This window comes from Desulfuromusa kysingii, assembly GCF_900107645.1.
Classification (GTDB): domain Bacteria; phylum Desulfobacterota; class Desulfuromonadia; order Desulfuromonadales; family Geopsychrobacteraceae; genus Desulfuromusa; species Desulfuromusa kysingii.
Map to the genome: position 1 here is coordinate 198,729 of NZ_FNQN01000001.1, position 17,809 is coordinate 216,537.

General features: G+C 49.9%; 17 protein-coding genes. 14 read left to right on the plus strand and 3 right to left on the minus strand.

Going from position 1 to position 17,809, the window contains the following annotated elements; translation table 11 throughout:
* Window positions 1-18: 18 nt before the first annotated feature.
* The 14 genes from BLU87_RS00995 (at window position 19) to BLU87_RS01065 (ending at window position 14,705) form a co-directional block, all read left to right on the plus strand.
* The gene (locus BLU87_RS00995; protein ID WP_092344069.1) at window positions 19-1,278 is read left to right on the plus strand and encodes a B12-binding domain-containing radical SAM protein; all 1,260 of its coding nucleotides are present in this window, start codon (window positions 19-21) and stop codon (window positions 1,276-1,278) included.
* Entirely contained in the window at window positions 1,275-2,651 is a 1,377-nt protein-coding gene (locus BLU87_RS01000) for a lipid biosynthesis B12-binding/radical SAM protein (RefSeq protein ID WP_092344070.1), read from the plus strand. The genes BLU87_RS00995 and BLU87_RS01000 overlap by 4 nt, the downstream gene beginning before the upstream one ends.
* Entirely contained in the window at window positions 2,648-4,099 is a 1,452-nt protein-coding gene (locus BLU87_RS01005; protein WP_092344071.1) for a B12-binding domain-containing radical SAM protein, read from the plus strand. The genes BLU87_RS01000 and BLU87_RS01005 overlap by 4 nt, the downstream gene beginning before the upstream one ends.
* Window positions 4,086-6,218, plus strand: coding sequence for an LpxL/LpxP family acyltransferase (locus tag BLU87_RS17565; RefSeq protein WP_245706320.1), 2,133 nt, complete (start codon window positions 4,086-4,088; stop codon window positions 6,216-6,218). The genes BLU87_RS01005 and BLU87_RS17565 overlap by 14 nt, the downstream gene beginning before the upstream one ends.
* A gap of 20 nt (window positions 6,219-6,238) precedes the next feature.
* Window positions 6,239-6,490 carry a phosphopantetheine-binding protein gene (locus BLU87_RS01020; protein WP_092344072.1) on the plus strand — a complete coding sequence of 84 codons (252 nt, stop codon included), beginning with the start codon at window positions 6,239-6,241 and terminating at the stop codon, window positions 6,488-6,490.
* Window positions 6,490-7,692, plus strand: coding sequence for a beta-ketoacyl-[acyl-carrier-protein] synthase family protein (locus BLU87_RS01025; protein WP_092344073.1), 1,203 nt, complete (start codon window positions 6,490-6,492; stop codon window positions 7,690-7,692). The genes BLU87_RS01020 and BLU87_RS01025 overlap by 1 nt, the downstream gene beginning before the upstream one ends.
* Window position 7,693: 1 nt before the next feature.
* On the plus strand, window positions 7,694-8,752 hold the full coding sequence (locus BLU87_RS01030) for a beta-ketoacyl synthase N-terminal-like domain-containing protein (protein WP_175498225.1): 1,059 nt from the start codon (window positions 7,694-7,696) through the stop codon (window positions 8,750-8,752).
* Between the two features lie 7 nt (window positions 8,753-8,759).
* On the plus strand, window positions 8,760-9,329 hold the full coding sequence (locus tag BLU87_RS01035; RefSeq protein WP_092344075.1) for an acyloxyacyl hydrolase: 570 nt from the start codon (window positions 8,760-8,762) through the stop codon (window positions 9,327-9,329).
* A gap of 125 nt (window positions 9,330-9,454) precedes the next feature.
* Entirely contained in the window at window positions 9,455-9,895 is a 441-nt protein-coding gene (locus BLU87_RS01040; RefSeq protein ID WP_139167431.1) for a DarG family dialkylresorcinol biosynthesis protein, read from the plus strand.
* Window positions 9,896-9,898: 3 nt separating this feature from the next.
* Window positions 9,899-10,903 carry a BtrH-related acyltransferase DarH gene (darH, locus tag BLU87_RS01045; protein ID WP_092344077.1) on the plus strand — a complete coding sequence of 335 codons (1,005 nt, stop codon included), beginning with the start codon at window positions 9,899-9,901 and terminating at the stop codon, window positions 10,901-10,903.
* Window positions 10,896-11,654, plus strand: a complete 759-nt coding sequence (locus BLU87_RS01050; RefSeq protein ID WP_217637414.1) for an ABC transporter ATP-binding protein — start codon at window positions 10,896-10,898, stop codon at window positions 11,652-11,654. The genes darH and BLU87_RS01050 overlap by 8 nt, the downstream gene beginning before the upstream one ends.
* Window positions 11,651-12,976 carry an ABC transporter permease gene (locus tag BLU87_RS01055; RefSeq protein WP_092344078.1) on the plus strand — a complete coding sequence of 442 codons (1,326 nt, stop codon included), beginning with the start codon at window positions 11,651-11,653 and terminating at the stop codon, window positions 12,974-12,976. The genes BLU87_RS01050 and BLU87_RS01055 overlap by 4 nt, the downstream gene beginning before the upstream one ends.
* Before the next feature lie 69 nt (window positions 12,977-13,045).
* On the plus strand, window positions 13,046-13,315 hold the full coding sequence (locus BLU87_RS01060; protein WP_092344079.1) for a phosphopantetheine-binding protein: 270 nt from the start codon (window positions 13,046-13,048) through the stop codon (window positions 13,313-13,315).
* Complete coding sequence (locus BLU87_RS01065) at window positions 13,305-14,705, plus strand: alpha/beta fold hydrolase (protein WP_175498226.1); 1,401 nt, start codon at window positions 13,305-13,307, stop codon at window positions 14,703-14,705. The genes BLU87_RS01060 and BLU87_RS01065 overlap by 11 nt, the downstream gene beginning before the upstream one ends.
* 19 nt (window positions 14,706-14,724) lie before the next feature.
* Here BLU87_RS01065 and BLU87_RS01070 read toward each other — a convergent pair whose 3' ends face one another.
* The 3 genes from BLU87_RS01070 to BLU87_RS01080 all read right to left on the minus strand — a co-directional run bounded on the left by BLU87_RS01070 (window position 14,725) and on the right by BLU87_RS01080 (window position 17,799).
* The gene (locus BLU87_RS01070; RefSeq protein WP_092344081.1) at window positions 14,725-15,873 is read right to left on the minus strand and encodes a beta-ketoacyl-ACP synthase III; all 1,149 of its coding nucleotides are present in this window, start codon (window positions 15,871-15,873) and stop codon (window positions 14,725-14,727) included.
* Between the two features lie 4 nt (window positions 15,874-15,877).
* Window positions 15,878-17,173 carry a B12-binding domain-containing radical SAM protein gene (locus BLU87_RS01075; protein ID WP_092344082.1) on the minus strand — a complete coding sequence of 432 codons (1,296 nt, stop codon included), beginning with the start codon at window positions 17,171-17,173 and terminating at the stop codon, window positions 15,878-15,880.
* A 101-nt stretch (window positions 17,174-17,274) separates the two neighbouring features.
* Window positions 17,275-17,799: a DUF4410 domain-containing protein gene (locus tag BLU87_RS01080; protein ID WP_092344083.1), complete on the minus strand. Its 525-nt coding sequence runs from the start codon at window positions 17,797-17,799 to the stop codon at window positions 17,275-17,277.
* Window positions 17,800-17,809: the final 10 nt, after the last annotated feature.

Here is a 17,809-nt window from a genome sequence, read left to right on the forward strand (position 1 = left end):
ATAAAGGAGTCTTACCCAATGAAGATGGAACTGATTTACCCAAGTTGGCCGAAGTTGGAGCGGCAAACTGAATTTCACCTGCCACCCCATGGTCCGGTGGTTTTTGCGGCAGCGATGCCCGATTATGTCGAGATTAATTTTATCGACGAGAACCTGCAGACCGTGGATTATGATGCCGACTGTGACATCGTTGCGATCTCAACCATGCTTAGTTCTCAGCTTCCCCGCGCTTTTGACATTGCCCGTCAATTTCGCGAACGCGGCAAAACGGTCCTTTTTGGCGGTATTGCTACGATGTTGCACGCCGAAGAGGTGCAATTGCATGCTGATTCGGTTTTTCTGGGTGAAGTTGAAGGCCGCTTTGAACAGGTGCTGGAAGATTTTCAACGGGGTGAACTGAAGCCGGTCTATGACTATATGTATAAACACCCAGATATTAATCTGGTTGGGACTGCCAGACGTGACATTCTTGATCGTGAACTCTATAACTATCGTGGAGTGCAGATGCTGGATTTGGTCCATGCATCACGGGGCTGTAAATTCAACTGTTTCCCTTGCTGCACTGGCTTTCTCGGTGGTCGGGTTTTCCGTCCTCGGCCCATCGATAAAGTGATTGAGGAGATGGAGGCGATCCAGAATAATCGCATGTTTATAGTCGATAACTCTCTGGCTCAGGATCGTCAATGGTTACTCGATCTGTTTCAGGCGATGAAGCCGTTGAAGAAGAAGTGGGTCTCCCATCCGATTCTTGACGATGAAAAGGTGATTAAAGCCGCTGCCGATGCGGGAGCTTGGTATGTATATCAGGCTGTTTTTGATACCTCTGATACGATTCGCAACCGGGTGAAGCGCTATCAGGATCACGGTATCGGCGTTGAAGGGACGATTATCCTGGGTACGGACGATCAGAGTGAGGATGACATCAAGCGGCTCGTCGATTTTCTCATGGAGATTGATCTCGATGTTGCAGAGTTTACCATCTTAACCCCTTTCCCTCAATCTCCGATTCGGAAAGAAATGGAGAAAGACGGGCGAATTCTCTCAAATGACTGGTTGAAATATACCGCTGATAAAGTCGTTTTCCAACCCAAGCAGATGACCCCGGAGAAGTTGCAGGAACTTTATTATTATGCCTGGGATACTTTTAACGCTGACAGTGGACATCAGTTGAAAATGGGGGAACTGTTCAAAAAGGTCATCCGTCGGGAGATGGATGATGGCACGTATCACCGCTATAATCCACGCAAGAGCCGAATCTTTAACAGGGCAGAAAAATGAGTCGGGTATTTTTTATTTCCAGCAATACGACAACAGATCCTTACCCGGTTTACCCGCTGGGGATGGCGGTTGTTGCTGGAGCCGTCAAGACTGCAGGACATCAAGTGCGGCAGTTTGATACGTTAGCTCAGGGGGAATCTATGCCCCTGTTGCTGCAACAGATCCGGGATTTTGCCCCGGATCTTCTGGCGATATCGTTGCGCAACATTGATAATGTCGATTCTTTTAGTGGCGACGACGGTTGGTATCTGCAGAAAATTCGGGACTTTATTGTCGCAATACGCAAAGAGGTGAGCGCTCCTATTGTCGTCGGTGGTCCGGCATTAACGATTCTGCCGGAGGAGATCGCTGATTATCTGGCGGTCGACTATGCCGTCATCGGTGAGGGGGAACGATCTCTGCCGCAATTAGTGGCTGATCTCGCGGCGGGGAAAGAGGTGCCGCGATTGATTCAGCGCAATCACCCTCTTCCCGGTGATGAGTTCAGCAGCCCTCTGTTTGAGCAGAATTTGGTCAATTTTTATCTGCAACAGAGCGGGATGGTGAACTTGCAGACGAAACGGGGTTGTCCCCATCGCTGTAGCTACTGTTCCTATCCTCATCTTGAAGGGTATAATTTCCGTTTCCGCAGCCCTCAGCTGGTAGTTGACGAACTGGAAAAAATGCAGCGGGAACACGGCGTCGAGCGGGTCTTTTTTACCGATTCAGTATTTAACGATCCACAGAAGCGCTATTTGGTTCTGGTTGAGGAGATGCTGCGCCGTAATCTGAAGATGCAATGGTCGGCTTTCTTTCGTCCGCAAGGATTGTCACGACAAGAGCTGGCGTTGATGAAACGGGCTGGTCTTTATGCCCTGGAGTTGGGGACAGATGCAGGCTCTGATCAAACCCTGGCTGGTCTCGATAAGCGTCTGACGTTTGCCGAAATTATCGAAGTCAATCAAGCCTGTCTCGATCAACAGCTGCCCGCGGCCCATTTTGTTATGTTTGGTGGCCCCGACGAAGATGATGCTTCGGTGGCTGAAGGGATGAAGAATATGGCGCAGCTCGGACAGTCCGTGGTGTTTGCATTTTCCGGCATTCGTATTCATCCTGATGCTCCCCTCCATCAGCGTGCCATCGCCGACGGGCTGGTCACGTCTGAATCGTCTTTACTGAAACCCATCTATTATTTTTCACCGTTGCTGGACCGGAAGAAGATGGAGAAAACCATCGAAGATGAGTTCGCCAAACACAGAAATCGCATCTTCCCGCCGTCCAAAGGGATGGAGCGGATGGCGGTGATGAAGGGGTTTGGCTTTTGTGGTTTGATGTGGGATCGACTGGTGCGTTTTCCACAACCGGGAACTGTTGAAGAGAGTCGCCAACGATGAACGCGTTAAACGATAAAAATATTTTACTGCTCCATCCCCTTGGCTATAAAGTTGAGGACGCGGCTCAGGATATTTCTCGCAAGGCGAATATCATGCCGCCTTTAGGGTTAGCCAGTATCGCCGCCTATCTCGAACGTGAAGGCTTCCATTGTGACATCCTTGATGGTTACGCCTATCCTGATGTGGATCAGCCGTTAAAACAGCTGTTACGTCAACAGCGTCCAGCTTTGCTCGGGGTCAGTTGTACGACAGCCAGCTTTCACGATTCGGTCCGTTTGGCGCAGTTGGCTAAAGCTGAACTCCCGGAGATTGAGGTGGTTTTTGGCGGATCCCATGTTTCCGCGTTGAAAGAGAAGATTCTCGAGTTCTCCCCGGTGATTGATTATGCGGTGACCGGTGAGGGTGAGCAGGTGATGCTGGAGCTGGCGCAACGGGGTGGAGGCGATCCCGCGCAGATCGGCGGACTGGTCTGGCGCGCTGCAGATGGAAGCCTGGTCAACAATGGTTATCGTTCTGACGCGCTGGTTCTGGATGATCTCCCTTTTCCTGCCTATGAAAAGCTGGCCGGATACCCGGCGGCGTATAAACTGCCCATCTTTAACTATCCGACCGCCCCGAACAGTAGTTGTATCTCCAGTCGCGGTTGTCCCTATAGTTGTAGCTACTGTGATCGCAGCGTTTTCCGCAGTTCGTTCCGATTCAATTCAGCCGAGTATCTCTACCAGCATCTCAAATATCTCCAACAAAGGTTCTCTATCCGACATATCAATTTTTATGATGATCAGTTTACTTTTCATCGGGATCGGGTGGAAGAGTTCTGTCAGATGATGATCAATCAGCCTTTAGGGATGACCTTTAACTGTGCGGTGCGGGCGGAACATGTTGATCGAGAGCTCATGCAACTGATGAAGGCCGCTGGTTGCTGGATGGTCAGCCTGGGAATTGAAAGTGGCGATGAACTGTTACTCTCTCAACATCGCCAGAATGTCAATCTGGACCGACTTGGCGACACCATTCGCATGATTAACTCGTGCGGCATCCGTACCAAGGGGCTTTTGATGATGGGCCTGCCGGGGGAGAACGAAGAATCTATCCGGCGGAGTATGGACTATGTCTTCTCGTTGCCTCTGGACGATTTTAATCTGGCCAAGTTTACCCCCTTTCCGGGGTCACCTATCTATGACAACATCCATGAACTCGGTACCTTTGATGAAGATTGGCCGAAGATGGACTGCATGCATTTTCAGTTTGTGCCGCATGGAATGGAAAAGGAACGTCTGGAAAAGTTGTTTATTGAGTTCTATAAGAGTCACTTTCGACGTCACCGGGTGCTGTTTGGTTACCTGACAATGCTTTGGAAATCTCCGGATAGTTGGTTACGCTTTGCCGGGAGTGCCGGACAATTTGTCCGCTTTGCTTTAAGTAATAAACGTTATGGCAGCTCCTGACGAGAGATTGAATTCTTTTGTTGTTGTTCCGGTCTATAACCATGCAGAAACGTTGCGGCAGGTTGTAGAAGCGGTGCTGCAACATCATCCTCTGGTGTTGGTGGTAGATGATGGCAGCACCGACAACGGGGCAGCGAATCTCACCGGTCTACCGGTCGAGCTGTTAAGTCACGCGCAAAATTTGGGAAAAGGAGCGGCTCTCTGCACTGCTGCAGAGTGGGGAATCAAGCAGGGGCTGACCCATATGATCAGCATCGATGCGGATGGGCAGCATGACCCCGCCGACCTGCCGCGATTTTTGGCCGCTGTGGAGAAAAATCGACAAGCCTTGATTGTCGGGCATCGTGACTTTGCCCAACAAAGTATTCCAGGTTCATCACGTTTCGGTCGGAAGTTCTCCAACTTTTGGTTACGTTTGCAGACTGGAAGCCAGCTCAAAGATAGCCAGAGTGGTTTTCGCGCTTACCCGCTATTTGTTTTTCAACAGCTGAACTTTTGGACGCGACGCTATAATTTCGAGATTGAGATTCTGGTTCGATCTGCTTGGGCCGGGGTGGAACTGCAGGATGTGGATATCTCGGTTTATTACCCTTGTGGCGATGAACGGATCTCCCATTTTCGCGGTTTTATGGACAACTGGCGCTTGACTTTACTCAACACCCATTTGACCTTGAGGTCGATTGTTCCGTGGCCCCATCGGAAGGTTGTTGAAACCCAGCGGGATGGCAGCGAAGCAATTAAAACCTTATCGGTGATTCACCCGCTGCGTTCGATCCGTAAACTGCTTCAGGAGAACAGTTCGCCAAAACAGCTGGCGCTGGCTGCTGGTGTCGGGGTCTTGCTAGGGACTTTGCCATTATTATTTTGCCACACGATCGCTATTCTATTTGTCTGTGGTTTTTTTCGGCTGAACAAAGTTGCTGCTATCAGCAGCAGTCAGCTGTGCATGCCACCATTCGTTCCGGCGCTCTGTATTGAGGCCGGATATTTTTTCCGTAATGGCAGCTGGTTGACTGAATTTTCCATGCAGACTCTGGGTTACCAGGCGGCGCAAAGGTTGTATGAGTGGTTACTCGGTTCATTACTGCTGGCTCCATTGTTGGCGGTTGCTGTGGCTGGGATCACTTTTTGGCTGGCAACAGCAATCAACCGTAAAGACAATATGCACGCGACAGACAAGGATTCCTCCCGTTCAGAACGTGCTGCTCGACAAGAATGGACCAGCCGCAGTATCGGCTCATCATGGCAACATCAGTTTTTTTATCGGATGATCCGCCTAGGTGGCAGGCGTGCTGCATACATACCACTTTATTTCGTGGTGTTTTATTATGTACTGCTCCTCTCAGTGCGTAAAAAATGTCAGTTTTATCTGGCCCGGCGCTTTCCACAGGCTGGAGCATGGGGGGGCTTCTGGAACAGTTACCGAATGACGCTGGAGTTGGGTAAGGTGCTGGTTGACCGGGCGCTGGTCGGTATTCTAGGGCCAGAGCAAATCCACGTTGAGTTGCTGGGAAAAGCGGAGTTATTACAGGTTCTGGCCGAGAATAAAGGGGTAATTTTAGTGAATGCCCATGTTGGTTGCTGGCAGGTGGCGATGTCTGCTCTCGGGTTTATGAAAACCCCAGTCAACCTGCTGATGCAGCGCGAAGATGGGGATATTGATCGACACTATTTTGAGCATGCCGGGATTGAATGTCCCTATCGGATTATTGATCCACGGGGAGACCTCGGTGGTGTCTTGAAGATGGTGGAAGTCCTCAAGCGTGGCGAAGTGTTGTCGGTGATGGGTGATCGGATGCTTGGTGAAGATCGCAACGGGGTGGATGTCGAATTTATGGGGGGAACGGTGACCGTGCCGTTCAGTGCTTATAAGCTGGCATCGGCAACTGGTGCTCCGATTGTAGTCCTTTTTTCATATAAAACCGCAGCCGCCAGATATGAATTGAAACTGTATAAAACGATCAGAGTGCCCCCCGGCTTGGGGCGTGGTAGCAATGTCTTTCAACCTTATGCCCGCGAATTTGCGGAAACCTTAGAAGTTTTTTGTGCTGAACACCCATTTCAGTTTTTCAATTTTTTCGATATGTGGCAGAATCAGCCACCTGATCAAAACTGCTGAATAATTCAAGGAGTTATACTATGAGCGTGAAAGAAAAGCTCAAAAAGGTCCTTATTGAGGATCTCAATCTGGAAGATGTTGAACCTGAAGAAATCGAAGATGATATGGCCTTATTTGGCGACGGTTTAGGGCTGGATTCCCTGGACGCTGTTGAGCTGGTTGTTATTGTCCAAAAACACTTCGGAGTTGAAATCAAGGATATGGAAGAGGGACGCCCTGCGTTCCAGACTCTCAGTACTCTGGCTCAGTATATTGAGGAACGGATGGCTTGATGGGGACCTCTGCGCCGATTGCAATCACTGGTATGGGCTGTCTTTCAGGGGCTGGGATGAACCTTCCCGAATCTCTGCAAAGCATGTTTCGCAATCAACGCTATCCCCATTCACCGCGACGTTTTTCAACGGACCATCCGGTCAGCTATCCTGTATTGGAGCTGCGTGATGAATTTAAGTTGCCACTTGATAATCAGGAAACGGTCTATGCCCGGACCAGTCAGTTAGCGCTGGCTGCTGCACTGGAAGCCTTGGCTGACGCCGGATGGACAGCCGAGAGTTTACGTGGCAAACGAGTCGGTGTTTGTATTGGTACGACGGTCGGTTGCTCTCTGAATTGTGACGACTTTTATCGTGCTTTTAAGGCTAACGGCGCTGCGGGCAATCCGGATATGGGGATCATCCAGCGGTTTCTGCGTAGCAATCCCTCTGCGGTCATAGCCCGGCAGCTTAAGCTGGATGGTCCGAAGCAGACAGTTGTGAATGCCTGTTCTTCCGGGACTGAAGCGATTGGTATTGGTGCTTCCTGGTTGAAAGCCGGAGCCTGCGATATCGTCATTGCCGGTGGTGCTGACGAGCTGGCACGGGTGACTTATGCTGGATTCAGTTCATTGATGATCAGTGACACTGAACCTTGTAAACCCTTTGATCTCGAACGCAAGGGGTTAAATCTCGGGGAAGGCGCTGGCATATTAATTCTGGAAAGTGCAGCGGTTCGGGAATCCAAAAAAGCCCGTGGTTATCTTCTGGGATATGGTTCCGCATCCGATGCCCATCATCTGACTGCTCCGCACCCAGATGGAACCGGTCTTAAAAGGGCGTTAACGGAAGCGTTTACCAGCGCAGCAGTGACGCCGGAAATGATCTCTTTTATTAACGCACACGGTACTGGCACCCCAGACAATGATCGGGTTGAGTGTCGAGTGATGAATGAAATTTTACCCGGAGTCCCTTTTGTTTCCACTAAAGGTTATACGGGACATACCCTCGGCGCCGCTGGTGGAATTGAAGCCGCCTTTACCGTCGCTTGTCTGCAACGCGGTGAGCTCCCTGCGAGTATTGGTTTTGCTACAGCTGATCCCGAATTGGCGGCGACCCCGGTGACTGAAAATACTCCCGTCAGTGGTGAGATTGCCCTCTCCGAATCACTGGCGTTTGGTGGCAATAATGGCGTGCTGATTTTTTCCAGAGGAGATGCCTGACATGCGTATGGCCATTCAGGGGATTGGGATTACTGGTAGTTTTGGCAGTGGCGTTGCTTCATTCCGTGCCGCTTTGCAGACCGGCAGTGATCGGTCAGCATTGGCGGTTGATGACTCTCCTCGCTATCGTGCCGGGATCGAGGGGTTGGATGAGTTTATTCCGAAACGGGCGCTACGAAGGATTGATCATTTCTCAAGAATGACTCTGCTCGGTGCCTGCCAAGCGCTCAAAGATGCCGATCTTCTTGCCGCTGATCGCTCACGGATCGGGGTCGCTATTGCGTCAGGTTATGGGGCATTGAATACAACCTTTAATTTCCTCGATTCCTATCTCGACTTTGGCTATTCGTGCAGTTCTCCAACCCATTTTTCCAATTCTGTCCATAACGCTGCGGCTGCACATGTCTCCATTCAGTTGAAAACGACGGCACCCAGCTTGACTGTGACGCAATTTGAGATGTCCGTGCCATCAGCGCTGCTGAGTGCGCAACAGTGGTTGGCCGAAGGACGGGTTGATCAGGTTCTGTTTGGTGCTGTGGATGAATCCTGCGAGGTCCTGAACTACTGCCGGGAACAGTTTTTTGGTGCCGGTGAAAAGGGCCCTCTGCGGCCGTTTGCCTTTTCTGAACAGAGTGCTGTTGCTGGTGAGGGGGCGGTATTCTTTGTGCTGACACGAGCAGATCATGGCGCGAACTATGGCTATGTCGATGAGGTCATTCTGGGGAATCATCTGGTTTGTCCGCTCAATTTACCGCAAGACGATTTATTCATTATCGGTGCAGATGGTCACAAGGAGTGTGGCTCCTTCTATGCGGAACTGCTCAATGGCCGTGCAGCGGCAGCCTATGCGCCATTGTATGGCAGCTTTCCAGCGGCGGCAGGGTTTGATCTGGCCGCCGCCGCAGTGTCATTAGGCGATCGAACCCTTTATGCTTCTTCTGATCCGGTCTCTTCCGGAGTAACGTCGGCTATTGCACCACAGAAACTGGATCAGGGACAGCTGGCCTGTTTGAAGTTTGGCTCAGGTGGCGATTACGGTCTGATTCGTTTATCAAACTGAGGGTTCTATGCGGGTTCTGATTCTTGCTCTTGTTCTCAGCGGTTTTATATGCTTTGCGCCTTCAGTTTATGCTCAGGATGATGGCGCTAGTTCCTATGTTCCGAACCGCTATGGAGTCGCGTTGTTAGCGGGGAAGGCATATGACCCAGATGCGATCGGAATGTTGTTATTGCAGGGGCAGGTGCTTCTTGATTATGATCGAATCTTCTGGCACGCTGCACCGGAATCGCTACGGCTTAAACTGGAACTTAACGGTGGACTGACGACCGATGGCCGCTTAAGGACGCTGCTGTCTGTCGATATGCTGGCGCTGAATTACTTCCAGCAATTGCGCTTCGCAAGTTGGATCCCCTATGCTGAGGCCGGAATCGGCCTGATTTATACCGATTTTCAGGTCGAGGATCAGGGTTCAAGGATTAATTTTAATCCTCAGCTCGGAGTTGGGTTGGAATATCCTCTGGAAAACGGGCACGCCTTGACTTTGGGGTTACGCCTGCATCATCTTTCCAACGGCAACCTGTTGAAGGATAACCGTGGAGTGAATTCGGCTTTGCTACAGGTGGGGTATCTGTTCTGATATTGTTTTTGGGACAGGTACGGTGAAAGTTGCAAATTCAAGACGAGCAGATCTTCGCAAGAGTCCTCTGGGATTTTACCTCTGCGTCTCAGAGCAACGGTACGGATAATCAGGTTAAAAATAATATGAAAAAAGAAGATGTCCCCCAAGAGTTCGGTCTCACTGCGGGTTGCCAGGAAGTGAACTACGCTGTTGATGCTGAAGGTCGTTACACCCTTGAACAGAGTTCCGGCTGGGAAGTCAAGACGATCGCACTGCAACAGGCTTGGGATGCGATTGCAGATCAACTCTATCAGGTGCTGGCCGAGATCGAGGCTGGAAAGAAGAGCCCTCTGGCCTACCATATGGTCAAAAATCAGATGGACGCAGCACTGTTATCTCAGTATTCAGGTGTCTCCCGCTGGCGGGTGAAGCGGCATCTGAAGCCGGCCATATTTAATAAGCTGGCTGCCGATAAACTTGCCCCATACGCTGAATTGTTCAGTGTCAACGTTGAGCAACTGCGTATGGTGCCAAAACACCCTGAGCAGATGCTGGAAGAAACTATTCCAAATAGAGATAAGTAACCCGTGAAAATTAATTTTCCTCATCGACAATTTGCCCATTGTGAAAGTGGTGTTACCGCTAACCTTTTAAATTATCATGGGTTTCCCTGTTCTGAAGCGATGGCTTTTGGTATTGGCGGCGGGCTTTTCTTTGCTTATGTCCCCTTTATTAAGCTTAACTTTCTGCCGCTGACAACGTTCCGGACCGGCCCCGGCAGTATCTTTGCGAAGGCCACCAAAAGGCTCGGGATTGAGATCAAAAGAGAAAAGTTCAGTAACCCTGATGTCGCGGAACAAAGACTTGATCGCCTGATTGCAGAGGGACATCCTGTTGGTGCCCAAACCGGAGTGTTCTGGCTGCCGTTCTTTCCCCCCGCCTACAGGTTTCATTTCAATGGCCACAATCTGGTGGTTATCGGTAAAGAAGGTAACGAATATTTAATCAGTGATCCTATTTTTGAGGAGCCAGTCCGTTGCCCTGTGGAAGATTTACGTAAGGCCCGCTTTGCAAAAGGGGCTCTCGCACCGAAGGGAAAACTTTATTATATTGCAAACATGCCGCAACGGTTTGATTTGCCACAGGCGGTTTCAGCTGGAATCAAAGAGGTCTGCCGGGGAATGTTGAAAACTCCGGTGCCGCTGGCTGGGGTTCGCGGTATCCGTTTGCTGGCCCGGCAATTGGTTAAGTGGCCTGGTAAGTTCGATGAGAAGCAGACGTTGCTCTACCTTGGTCATGTTATTCGTATGCAGGAAGAGATCGGCACCGGGGGTGGTGGTTTCCGCTTTATTTATGCCGCCTTTCTTCAGGAAGCCGCTGACGTTTTGGAAAACGACAAGTTGCTAGATTTATCTAAACACTGCACCGAAATTGGTGATCTGTGGCGTGATTTCGCCTTGCTGGCATCACGGGTCTGCAAGGGACGGGCTGAAATTCAGGATTCTTTTCATGATCTGTCACAGTTGCTACTGCAATGTGCCGCCGAGGAAAAAATTCTGTTTGGAGATCTGCAGAGGGTGATCAGTGACTGATATTATCCTTGCCACCGAAAACTTGGTGAAGAGCTACGCCGGGAGTGATCGACCTGCCATTAATGGTCTATCGCTGCAAGTTGATCGGGGGCAGATTTTTGGCCTGCTGGGGCCTAATGGCGCGGGGAAAACGACGACTATTTCGATTCTCTGTACCCTGCTACAACCCTCTTCCGGGAGCGCCACGATCCTTGGCCACGATGTCGTTCGACAGGCTACGGAAGTCCGGCGTAATATTGGTCTGGTGCCACAGGATATCGCCCTGTATGGCAGTTTGACAGCGCGGGAGAATTTACGCTATTTCGCTAGAATTTATAAGATTTCGGCAAAGTTAATCGAGGAGCGGATTAACGAATGTCTGCAGCTCGCGGAGTTGCAGGACTGTGCTGATCGCCGGGTATCTACCTATTCGGGGGGGATGAAGCGCCGCGCTAACCTCGCCGCCGGGATCCTCCATCAACCTGAGATCCTGTTTCTTGATGAGCCAACAGTGGGGATTGATGCGCAATCCCGTAATTTGATTCTCGAGCGTCTGGTGGAGTTGAATCATCAGGGGGTGACCTTGATTTATACCACCCACTACATGGAGGAGGCGCAGCAGATCTGCGATCAAGTAGCGATCGTTGATGGCGGTCAAATGATCGCCTGTGGTCATCCGACCCAGTTGGTTAATGATTCTCCAGGATGTGGCAATCTCGAAGGACTTTTCTTGCAGTTGACGGGAAAACAGCTGCGCGATCGAGTTGAATGACCATGTTGTTGCTGGCAAATATTAAAAAAGAGCTGTTGCTGCTCAGTCGAGATCGACTCAGTCTCCTCGTGCTGTTTGTGATGCCGATGGTGTTGGTGTTGATCCTCTCCTTGATTCAGGATGATCTGTTTCGGGCGACCGGAGGGGCGCCGACAACGGCCCTCTTTGTTAATCTGGATACCGGCGAATCAGGGCTCGAGCTGCGTAACAGCTTGCAAGCCAATGGTGCGCTGCAGTTGGTCGAGGAGCTTGGCGGTGAATTTGCTAATGAGGTCTCTGCGCGGAAGGCGGTGTTTGACGGAGATTATCAGTTTGCGATTATTGTTCCAGCAACATTTACAACTGCAATAACTCAGGCTGCTAAAGCATCGGTTCAGGCCGCACTGCGGCAACAGGAGTCTTCCCCCAGTTCCAGTCAGATCGCTATTGTCTTCGATCCTGCTGTGCGTGGCGTCTACCGCAGCGCTGTTATCAATGCCCTGCGTCTTGGTGTCACCCGATTAGAGCTGGCGCGTAAAAGTGCGGTTTTTGAGCAGTTATTGCCAGAAGAACTACAACGCAGCATGGCCGCACAATTGGGCTCTGTCGTTCCCATGAGCATGTTACCTCAGGTGCCGCAACTTTCTTTTGAGTGGGTTGGGGAGCCGATCATTACTTTGGATGAAGAGCTGGCTGCACCGGAAAAATATGCGACATTGCCAACTTCGGTTCAGCAGAATGTCCCAGCTTGGACCCTTTTCGGGATGTTCTTTATTGTGATCCCATTAGCGGGAACATTGATTCGTGAACGTCAGGAAGGGACTTTGACCCGGTTGATGACAATGCCGGTGTCCAGTAGTAGCTTGTTGCTGGGGAAAATCAGTGCCCATCTGCTGATTTGTATGATTCAATTTGGCTTGATGTTGATGGTTGGCAAATGCATCCTCCCCCTTTTCGGCACCCCCGTGCTAGAGCTTGGCTCTTCTCCTTTGGTGTTGTTATTGGTTGCTTTCAGCGCGGCACTTGCTGCCTGTGGTTATGGTATTCTCATCGGCGTTGTCGCCAGAAGCTATGACCAAGCAGCTATCTTTGGTTCGGTGTCAATTGTTGTTGCTGCCGCCCTGGGTGGGGTGATGGTCCCGATCTATGTAATGCCACGATTTATGCAGAGTTTAAGTATCATTTCCCCTCTCGGTTGGGGCCTCGATGCTTTTTTGGACATCTTCGTGCGTCATGGTAATTTAGTGACCGTCTTCCCTCGAATCGCTGCATTAGTTGGTTTCTTTCTGCTGTGTATGCTTGTCGCCATGGTTATTTTTCAGCGCTGGCGACGGGGGAATTGAACGGCAGCACCGGCGTTTATTGAGTCGGTGTCAATAGATATTTTAAAAGCTGTACAGGAGAAAACAGGTATGAGTAGTGCTTTGGAACATGAACTAGCTGAGCTGATCATCGATTTTTGTAACGTAGAAGATGTTTCAGCAGAAGAGATTTCTCCCGAGACCCCATTGATTGGGCCTGACTCCCCCTTTGGACTTGATTCACTTGATGCCGTTGAGGTTGTCGTCGCGGTACAAAAGACTTATGGCGTACGCATCGGCGGTGAACAGACCAGCCGTGAAGTGTTGCAATCGTTGCGCACGCTGGCTGAATTTATCACTCGGGAGCAGAATGGAGGCTAATTTGCTTGCTCACGACCGGAGAAAAATTCTACGGAAGACTTATGTCTCTCTGGTTGTTTTTTGTCTGCTAATGATACCTGTATCTCGTGTAACGGCCTCAACTTGGCAAGTAGAGAGGATGGTTACCGATCCGGTTTTCGCTGCGCAAGTCTATCTTCGCGAAGCGGGGGTTGGCAACCAGCAGATGCTGTTATTAATTCATGGTGTAGGTCCAGAAGCTGGCAGCATATGGGATGACATCGTTCCTGATCTGGCCCAGAAATACCACGTCATCGCACCGGATCTTCCGGGTTTTGGGCGTTCATCAAAAGGCAACCAACTCTATTCACCAGAGGCTTACGCAGACTTTTTAGCTGGGCTGATACAGGGTTTGCCGACGAAACCAGTCACCCTGGCTGGTCACTCTTTAGGCGGGGCCATTGCTTTGATGTATGCTGCACACCATGGTTCCGAGCTTGATCGCCTGATTTTGATTGATGCTGTCGGGTTGTTGCATCGCTTGGCGGTGAGTCAGAATTTTGCTCGTCAACTGCTTCAATTTGATGTTCCGTTCACCTCTGCTAAAGTTGAAAGTTCACTTGGTTCCATTGCCAGTTTGTTGCTGGAAAAAACCTCACGTATCCCCCTTGATCCAAAGCTCGTCCTGTCGACACCATTGCTGCGGAAGAAATTTCTGGCTGCAGATCCAACCCGGATATCGGCTCTGGCACTGGTCGAAACAGATTATTCCCTGCTGCTTGAAAAAGTTCAGACCCCGACTTGGCTAATATGGGGAACAGAGGATGAAATTGCATCCTTGCGTATCGCAAAGGTTCTGGATTGGAATCTTCCACGGGCAGAATTGATGCTTTTGCCGGAGTTGGGGCATTCACCCATGCTTGAAGATATTGACAGTTTTAAGGTGGCATTATGGCGAGCATTGCAAGAGTCCCCTGAGGGTAAAACTTCACGGCCCACAGCAGCCAAGCAAAAGGTGGGACGTTGTGATCAGGAAGATGGGAAGATCTTTTCAGGATATTATTCTTCGTTGCAGATAAATAACTGCCGTGATGTGCTGCTGAGAAATGCTGTTGTCTCCGATCTGCAGATAGTCGACTCACAGGTAGTCATTGAAGCATCAACCTTGCAGGGATCCGCTCACCATTCTGCCCTGTCTCTGCTGCGTTCCAGTGTCGTTATTTCTGGAGCGGATATCATTGCAGAGACAGGGGTGACCCTTAATCAAAGCCGGATTGATTTAGCGGGGGTTCGCTTTGTCGGTTCAAAGAGCGCCGTTAAGGCGGAAGGAAACCCCTCTTCAATCCTTTGTTCCAGCTCTGTTAAGCACACCGGTGGCGCTGTAGAGACACTCCATTTGAGTCAGTCGATGGTGGCTGGGGAGCATTTGTAATATTTTCCAAGCTGATGAGTTAACAGACCGTTAGCAGCATATAACACATTGAAAATCGACCACTTTCGGGGATAAAGCAGAGGAGTTTTTCTCCCTTTTTCAGTTGTCCCGAGTGAAACAGCTCTTCAAGCATGATGTAGATTGAAGCCGATCCGGTGTTCCCTTTGGTGGCGAGGTTGGTGAACCAGCGCTCCGTTGGGATTGGCAAGCCAATTTTCTCCATTCTGCCGCGCAGGTCATCACGAAAGTAGGCCGATGAGTAATGAGGTATAAACCAGTCAATCTCATCGGCATTTAACTTGTGCTTCACCACGAGCTCTGCCAGAGCTCGCTCAACGGCAAACGTGATGATCTCTTTGTTGAGGAGTTTGACGTCCTGTTTGATCATGAAAGTGTGATTGGCGATTGCATCAGCAAGGTTTGCATTCTCCCGCCAACCCCGAATCGTCCCATCTTCGAGTTTGTCTGCCCCTGCGTACATACAGGTTTCCATCTCATTGGCATAGGAGATGAGGTCAATCCAGTCGATCCGCAATGAAATCCCTTGCGGTGAGGGATCGCTGCTGAGAAAAGCTGCCCCTGCACCATCTGACAGCATCCAGCGCAGAAAGTCGGCTTCAAAGCTGAGCCCTGGTTGAGACTCGAGTTGTGCCGCCTTATCTGCATCGACTTCACCACACAGGCGAGCATGCATGAAGGTAGAGACCAACTCTGATCCTGTTGCCACGGCATTTTTTGACAATCCTAGAGCAACATTCATCCACGCATATTTCAGTGCACTCATCCCCGCTGTACAAACACCAGCAGCACTGAGAACTTCACAGTGACTTCCCCCAAGTTCACCATGAACCATTGGTGCGTGACCGGGGAGAATTTGGTCAGGGGTTGACGTGCCACAACAGAGGCACTCAATATCTTCCAGCTTGAAATGTTCGTAAGGGTGTAAATTCTTGACCGCTTCAGCACTCAACTGGGCATTACTATGGGTAGATTGGCCACTTTCCGGGTCAATCGCGTAGTAACGGGTTTTGATTTTATTATTACGCAAGATGATACGCCGGGTGCGTGATGGCAGTTGATTGACGAGACCCAAGATCCCTTCCATCTGCTCATTGGAGACCGGATTGTTGGGTAAAAAGGAAGCGAGATCGGTAATGTAAACAGACATAGAATTAGACCTTTGCGTTGCTGTGACCTTGATGGAGCAAGCTGGCGTAACGTTGATAAAAGAGCTCTTCGTTGAGCCGGGTTGGTAATACGGCGTTGGTTAATGTGTAATAATCCAGATCATGGATTTTTATTTGATGTTGTAATTGCTGATGCAGTCTGGTCCCTGGCAGTGGGGTCAAGACCGTGTGCATTGGCAGATCAATCGCCTGTGCAGTGACAAAATCATTCAACCGATCAAATTGTTGCTCAGTATAGTCCGGGGAAATAATAAAATCTCCTACGATTGTCAAACCGATTTGATGCAGGATCGCAATCGCTTCGCGATTGGTCGCTGCATTGTTCTCTTTGTTCATCTGACTTAGACTACTATCGTCAATCTCTTCAAAGCCGATAACAACGGCACGCAAGCCGATCTCTTTCCAGCGCTTGAGGAGTTGCGGGTGACGGACAACCATATCGGAACGGACATCAGCTAGATATTGTTTTTCAATCTCCGCTGTTTCAATTGCGTCTGCCAACTTCCAGGCGTGCGCAGGGTTACCAAAGCTGTTAGCATCGACCAGCCGGATCACTGGAGTCTGCTCAAGGGTTTTAATGTCCCTGATCACGGTTTCAATATCGGCTGTGAGGTAACGTCCGCCGGTGAGGGGATAAATACAGCAAAAGTTACAATCGTAAGGACAGCCGAGCGCGCTCGAAACCAGTCCCATTTTTAATCCCAGACTTTCCAGCGTATATTGTGAACGGTAATCTGCAACCAGATCGTATCTGGGGGCGGCACTGTTGACAAGATCGTCATAATTAAATTTTCGCGGCAGCCAGGATAGAGGTTTTTGTCCTTTTGAACTGTGTGCGACCCCTGGAATAGCGATGTCGTCTCCTGCCTCAAGGGCATTAACTAATTCAAGGAGACTTTGTTTTCCCAGACCAATAACGATCCAGTCAATTTCTTCAGTGTTGAAAAATTCAGGATCGGTGGAGGCATGAGTGCCGCCAACGACAATGTGAGCGACACAACTTTGACGCACTTCCCGTGCAAGTTTGATGACTGTATTGGCTTCACAGGTCATGGCGGTAAAGCCGACGAGATCAGGGTTGAATGATGCGAGGTGATGTTGCAATCCTTCGGGGTCCACTTTGAGATCGAGGATCTGCACCACATGTTCAACTAGGTTGCCGGCAAGGGTTTCCAACGCCAGAGGTTCGCCCCGGAAAATCTGCTTGAGGGACGTAATCCCATAACGCTCTTCTGGGATGCTACGGCCACAGTTGGGTGGATTAACAAGGAGAATACGCATCTAAAAACCAATAATTAAAGAACCTGAAAGACAAAATCCCCGAATATAGAAACGGGGATTTTGTAATATCCATTAACAAATACAAGAATTGACCATTTATTTTATAATTGTCCCTTGAGCCGCTTGATGGTATTGCGGTTGAGGGTTTGGGCACAGTAGGTCCCACCTTTGCTTGAACCGACACCATCTTTCCATTGGGTGATCAATTTATTGTGGCTATCCAGCAGTTGATAGTCCAGGTCAAGCGAAGAGGCGCCAGCACCAAAACCGACAAACACTCTAGCAGCACGGTTCCCGGCATTGAACTTGTCGACATCGATAATAAGTAAATAACCGGAGCCATTGAAGTCTTTGCGTGAACTCAAAAGTTTTGGGGTATAACCCGCCCGTTTCAATTGTTTGATGATGTCACGATCCATCCATGTTCCCACCCGGTTGAGCTCAACAATTTGATCCTGAGTCATGTTGCTGGTATCACCACGCAACGACAAAACAGAAATATGCCCTGCTGTAATCGCAGCAGCAGATGATTCATGAGACGCACTTGGAGCTTTTGTGCCACCACAGCCGGCCAGTAAGGCGACAAGTCCAAGCAAAAGACCCATTGCCAATGATTTCTTCAACAAAATTTCCTCC

Bases quoted from the DNA above. Each gene is read 5' to 3' on its own strand.
- BLU87_RS01075 (WP_092344082.1), bottom strand. From the start codon at position 17,173: ATGCGTATTCTCCTTGTTAATCCACCCAACTGTGGCCGTAGCATCCCA.
- BLU87_RS01070 (WP_092344081.1), bottom strand. From the start codon at position 15,873: ATGTCTGTTTACATTACCGATCTCGCTTCCTTTTTACCCAACAATCCG.
- BLU87_RS01030 (WP_175498225.1), top strand. From the start codon at position 7,694: ATGCGTATGGCCATTCAGGGGATTGGGATTACTGGTAGTTTTGGCAGT.
- BLU87_RS00995 (WP_092344069.1), top strand. From the start codon at position 19: ATGAAGATGGAACTGATTTACCCAAGTTGGCCGAAGTTGGAGCGGCAA.
- BLU87_RS01060 (WP_092344079.1), top strand. From the start codon at position 13,046: ATGAGTAGTGCTTTGGAACATGAACTAGCTGAGCTGATCATCGATTTT.
- BLU87_RS17565 (WP_245706320.1), top strand. From the start codon at position 4,086: ATGGCAGCTCCTGACGAGAGATTGAATTCTTTTGTTGTTGTTCCGGTC.
- BLU87_RS01055 (WP_092344078.1), top strand. From the start codon at position 11,651: ATGACCATGTTGTTGCTGGCAAATATTAAAAAAGAGCTGTTGCTGCTC.
- BLU87_RS01065 (WP_175498226.1), top strand. From the start codon at position 13,305: ATGGAGGCTAATTTGCTTGCTCACGACCGGAGAAAAATTCTACGGAAG.
- BLU87_RS01035 (WP_092344075.1), top strand. From the start codon at position 8,760: ATGCGGGTTCTGATTCTTGCTCTTGTTCTCAGCGGTTTTATATGCTTT.
- BLU87_RS01005 (WP_092344071.1), top strand. From the start codon at position 2,648: ATGAACGCGTTAAACGATAAAAATATTTTACTGCTCCATCCCCTTGGC.
- BLU87_RS01000 (WP_092344070.1), top strand. From the start codon at position 1,275: ATGAGTCGGGTATTTTTTATTTCCAGCAATACGACAACAGATCCTTAC.
- BLU87_RS01025 (WP_092344073.1), top strand. From the start codon at position 6,490: ATGGGGACCTCTGCGCCGATTGCAATCACTGGTATGGGCTGTCTTTCA.
- BLU87_RS01020 (WP_092344072.1), top strand. From the start codon at position 6,239: ATGAGCGTGAAAGAAAAGCTCAAAAAGGTCCTTATTGAGGATCTCAAT.
- BLU87_RS01040 (WP_139167431.1), top strand. From the start codon at position 9,455: ATGAAAAAAGAAGATGTCCCCCAAGAGTTCGGTCTCACTGCGGGTTGC.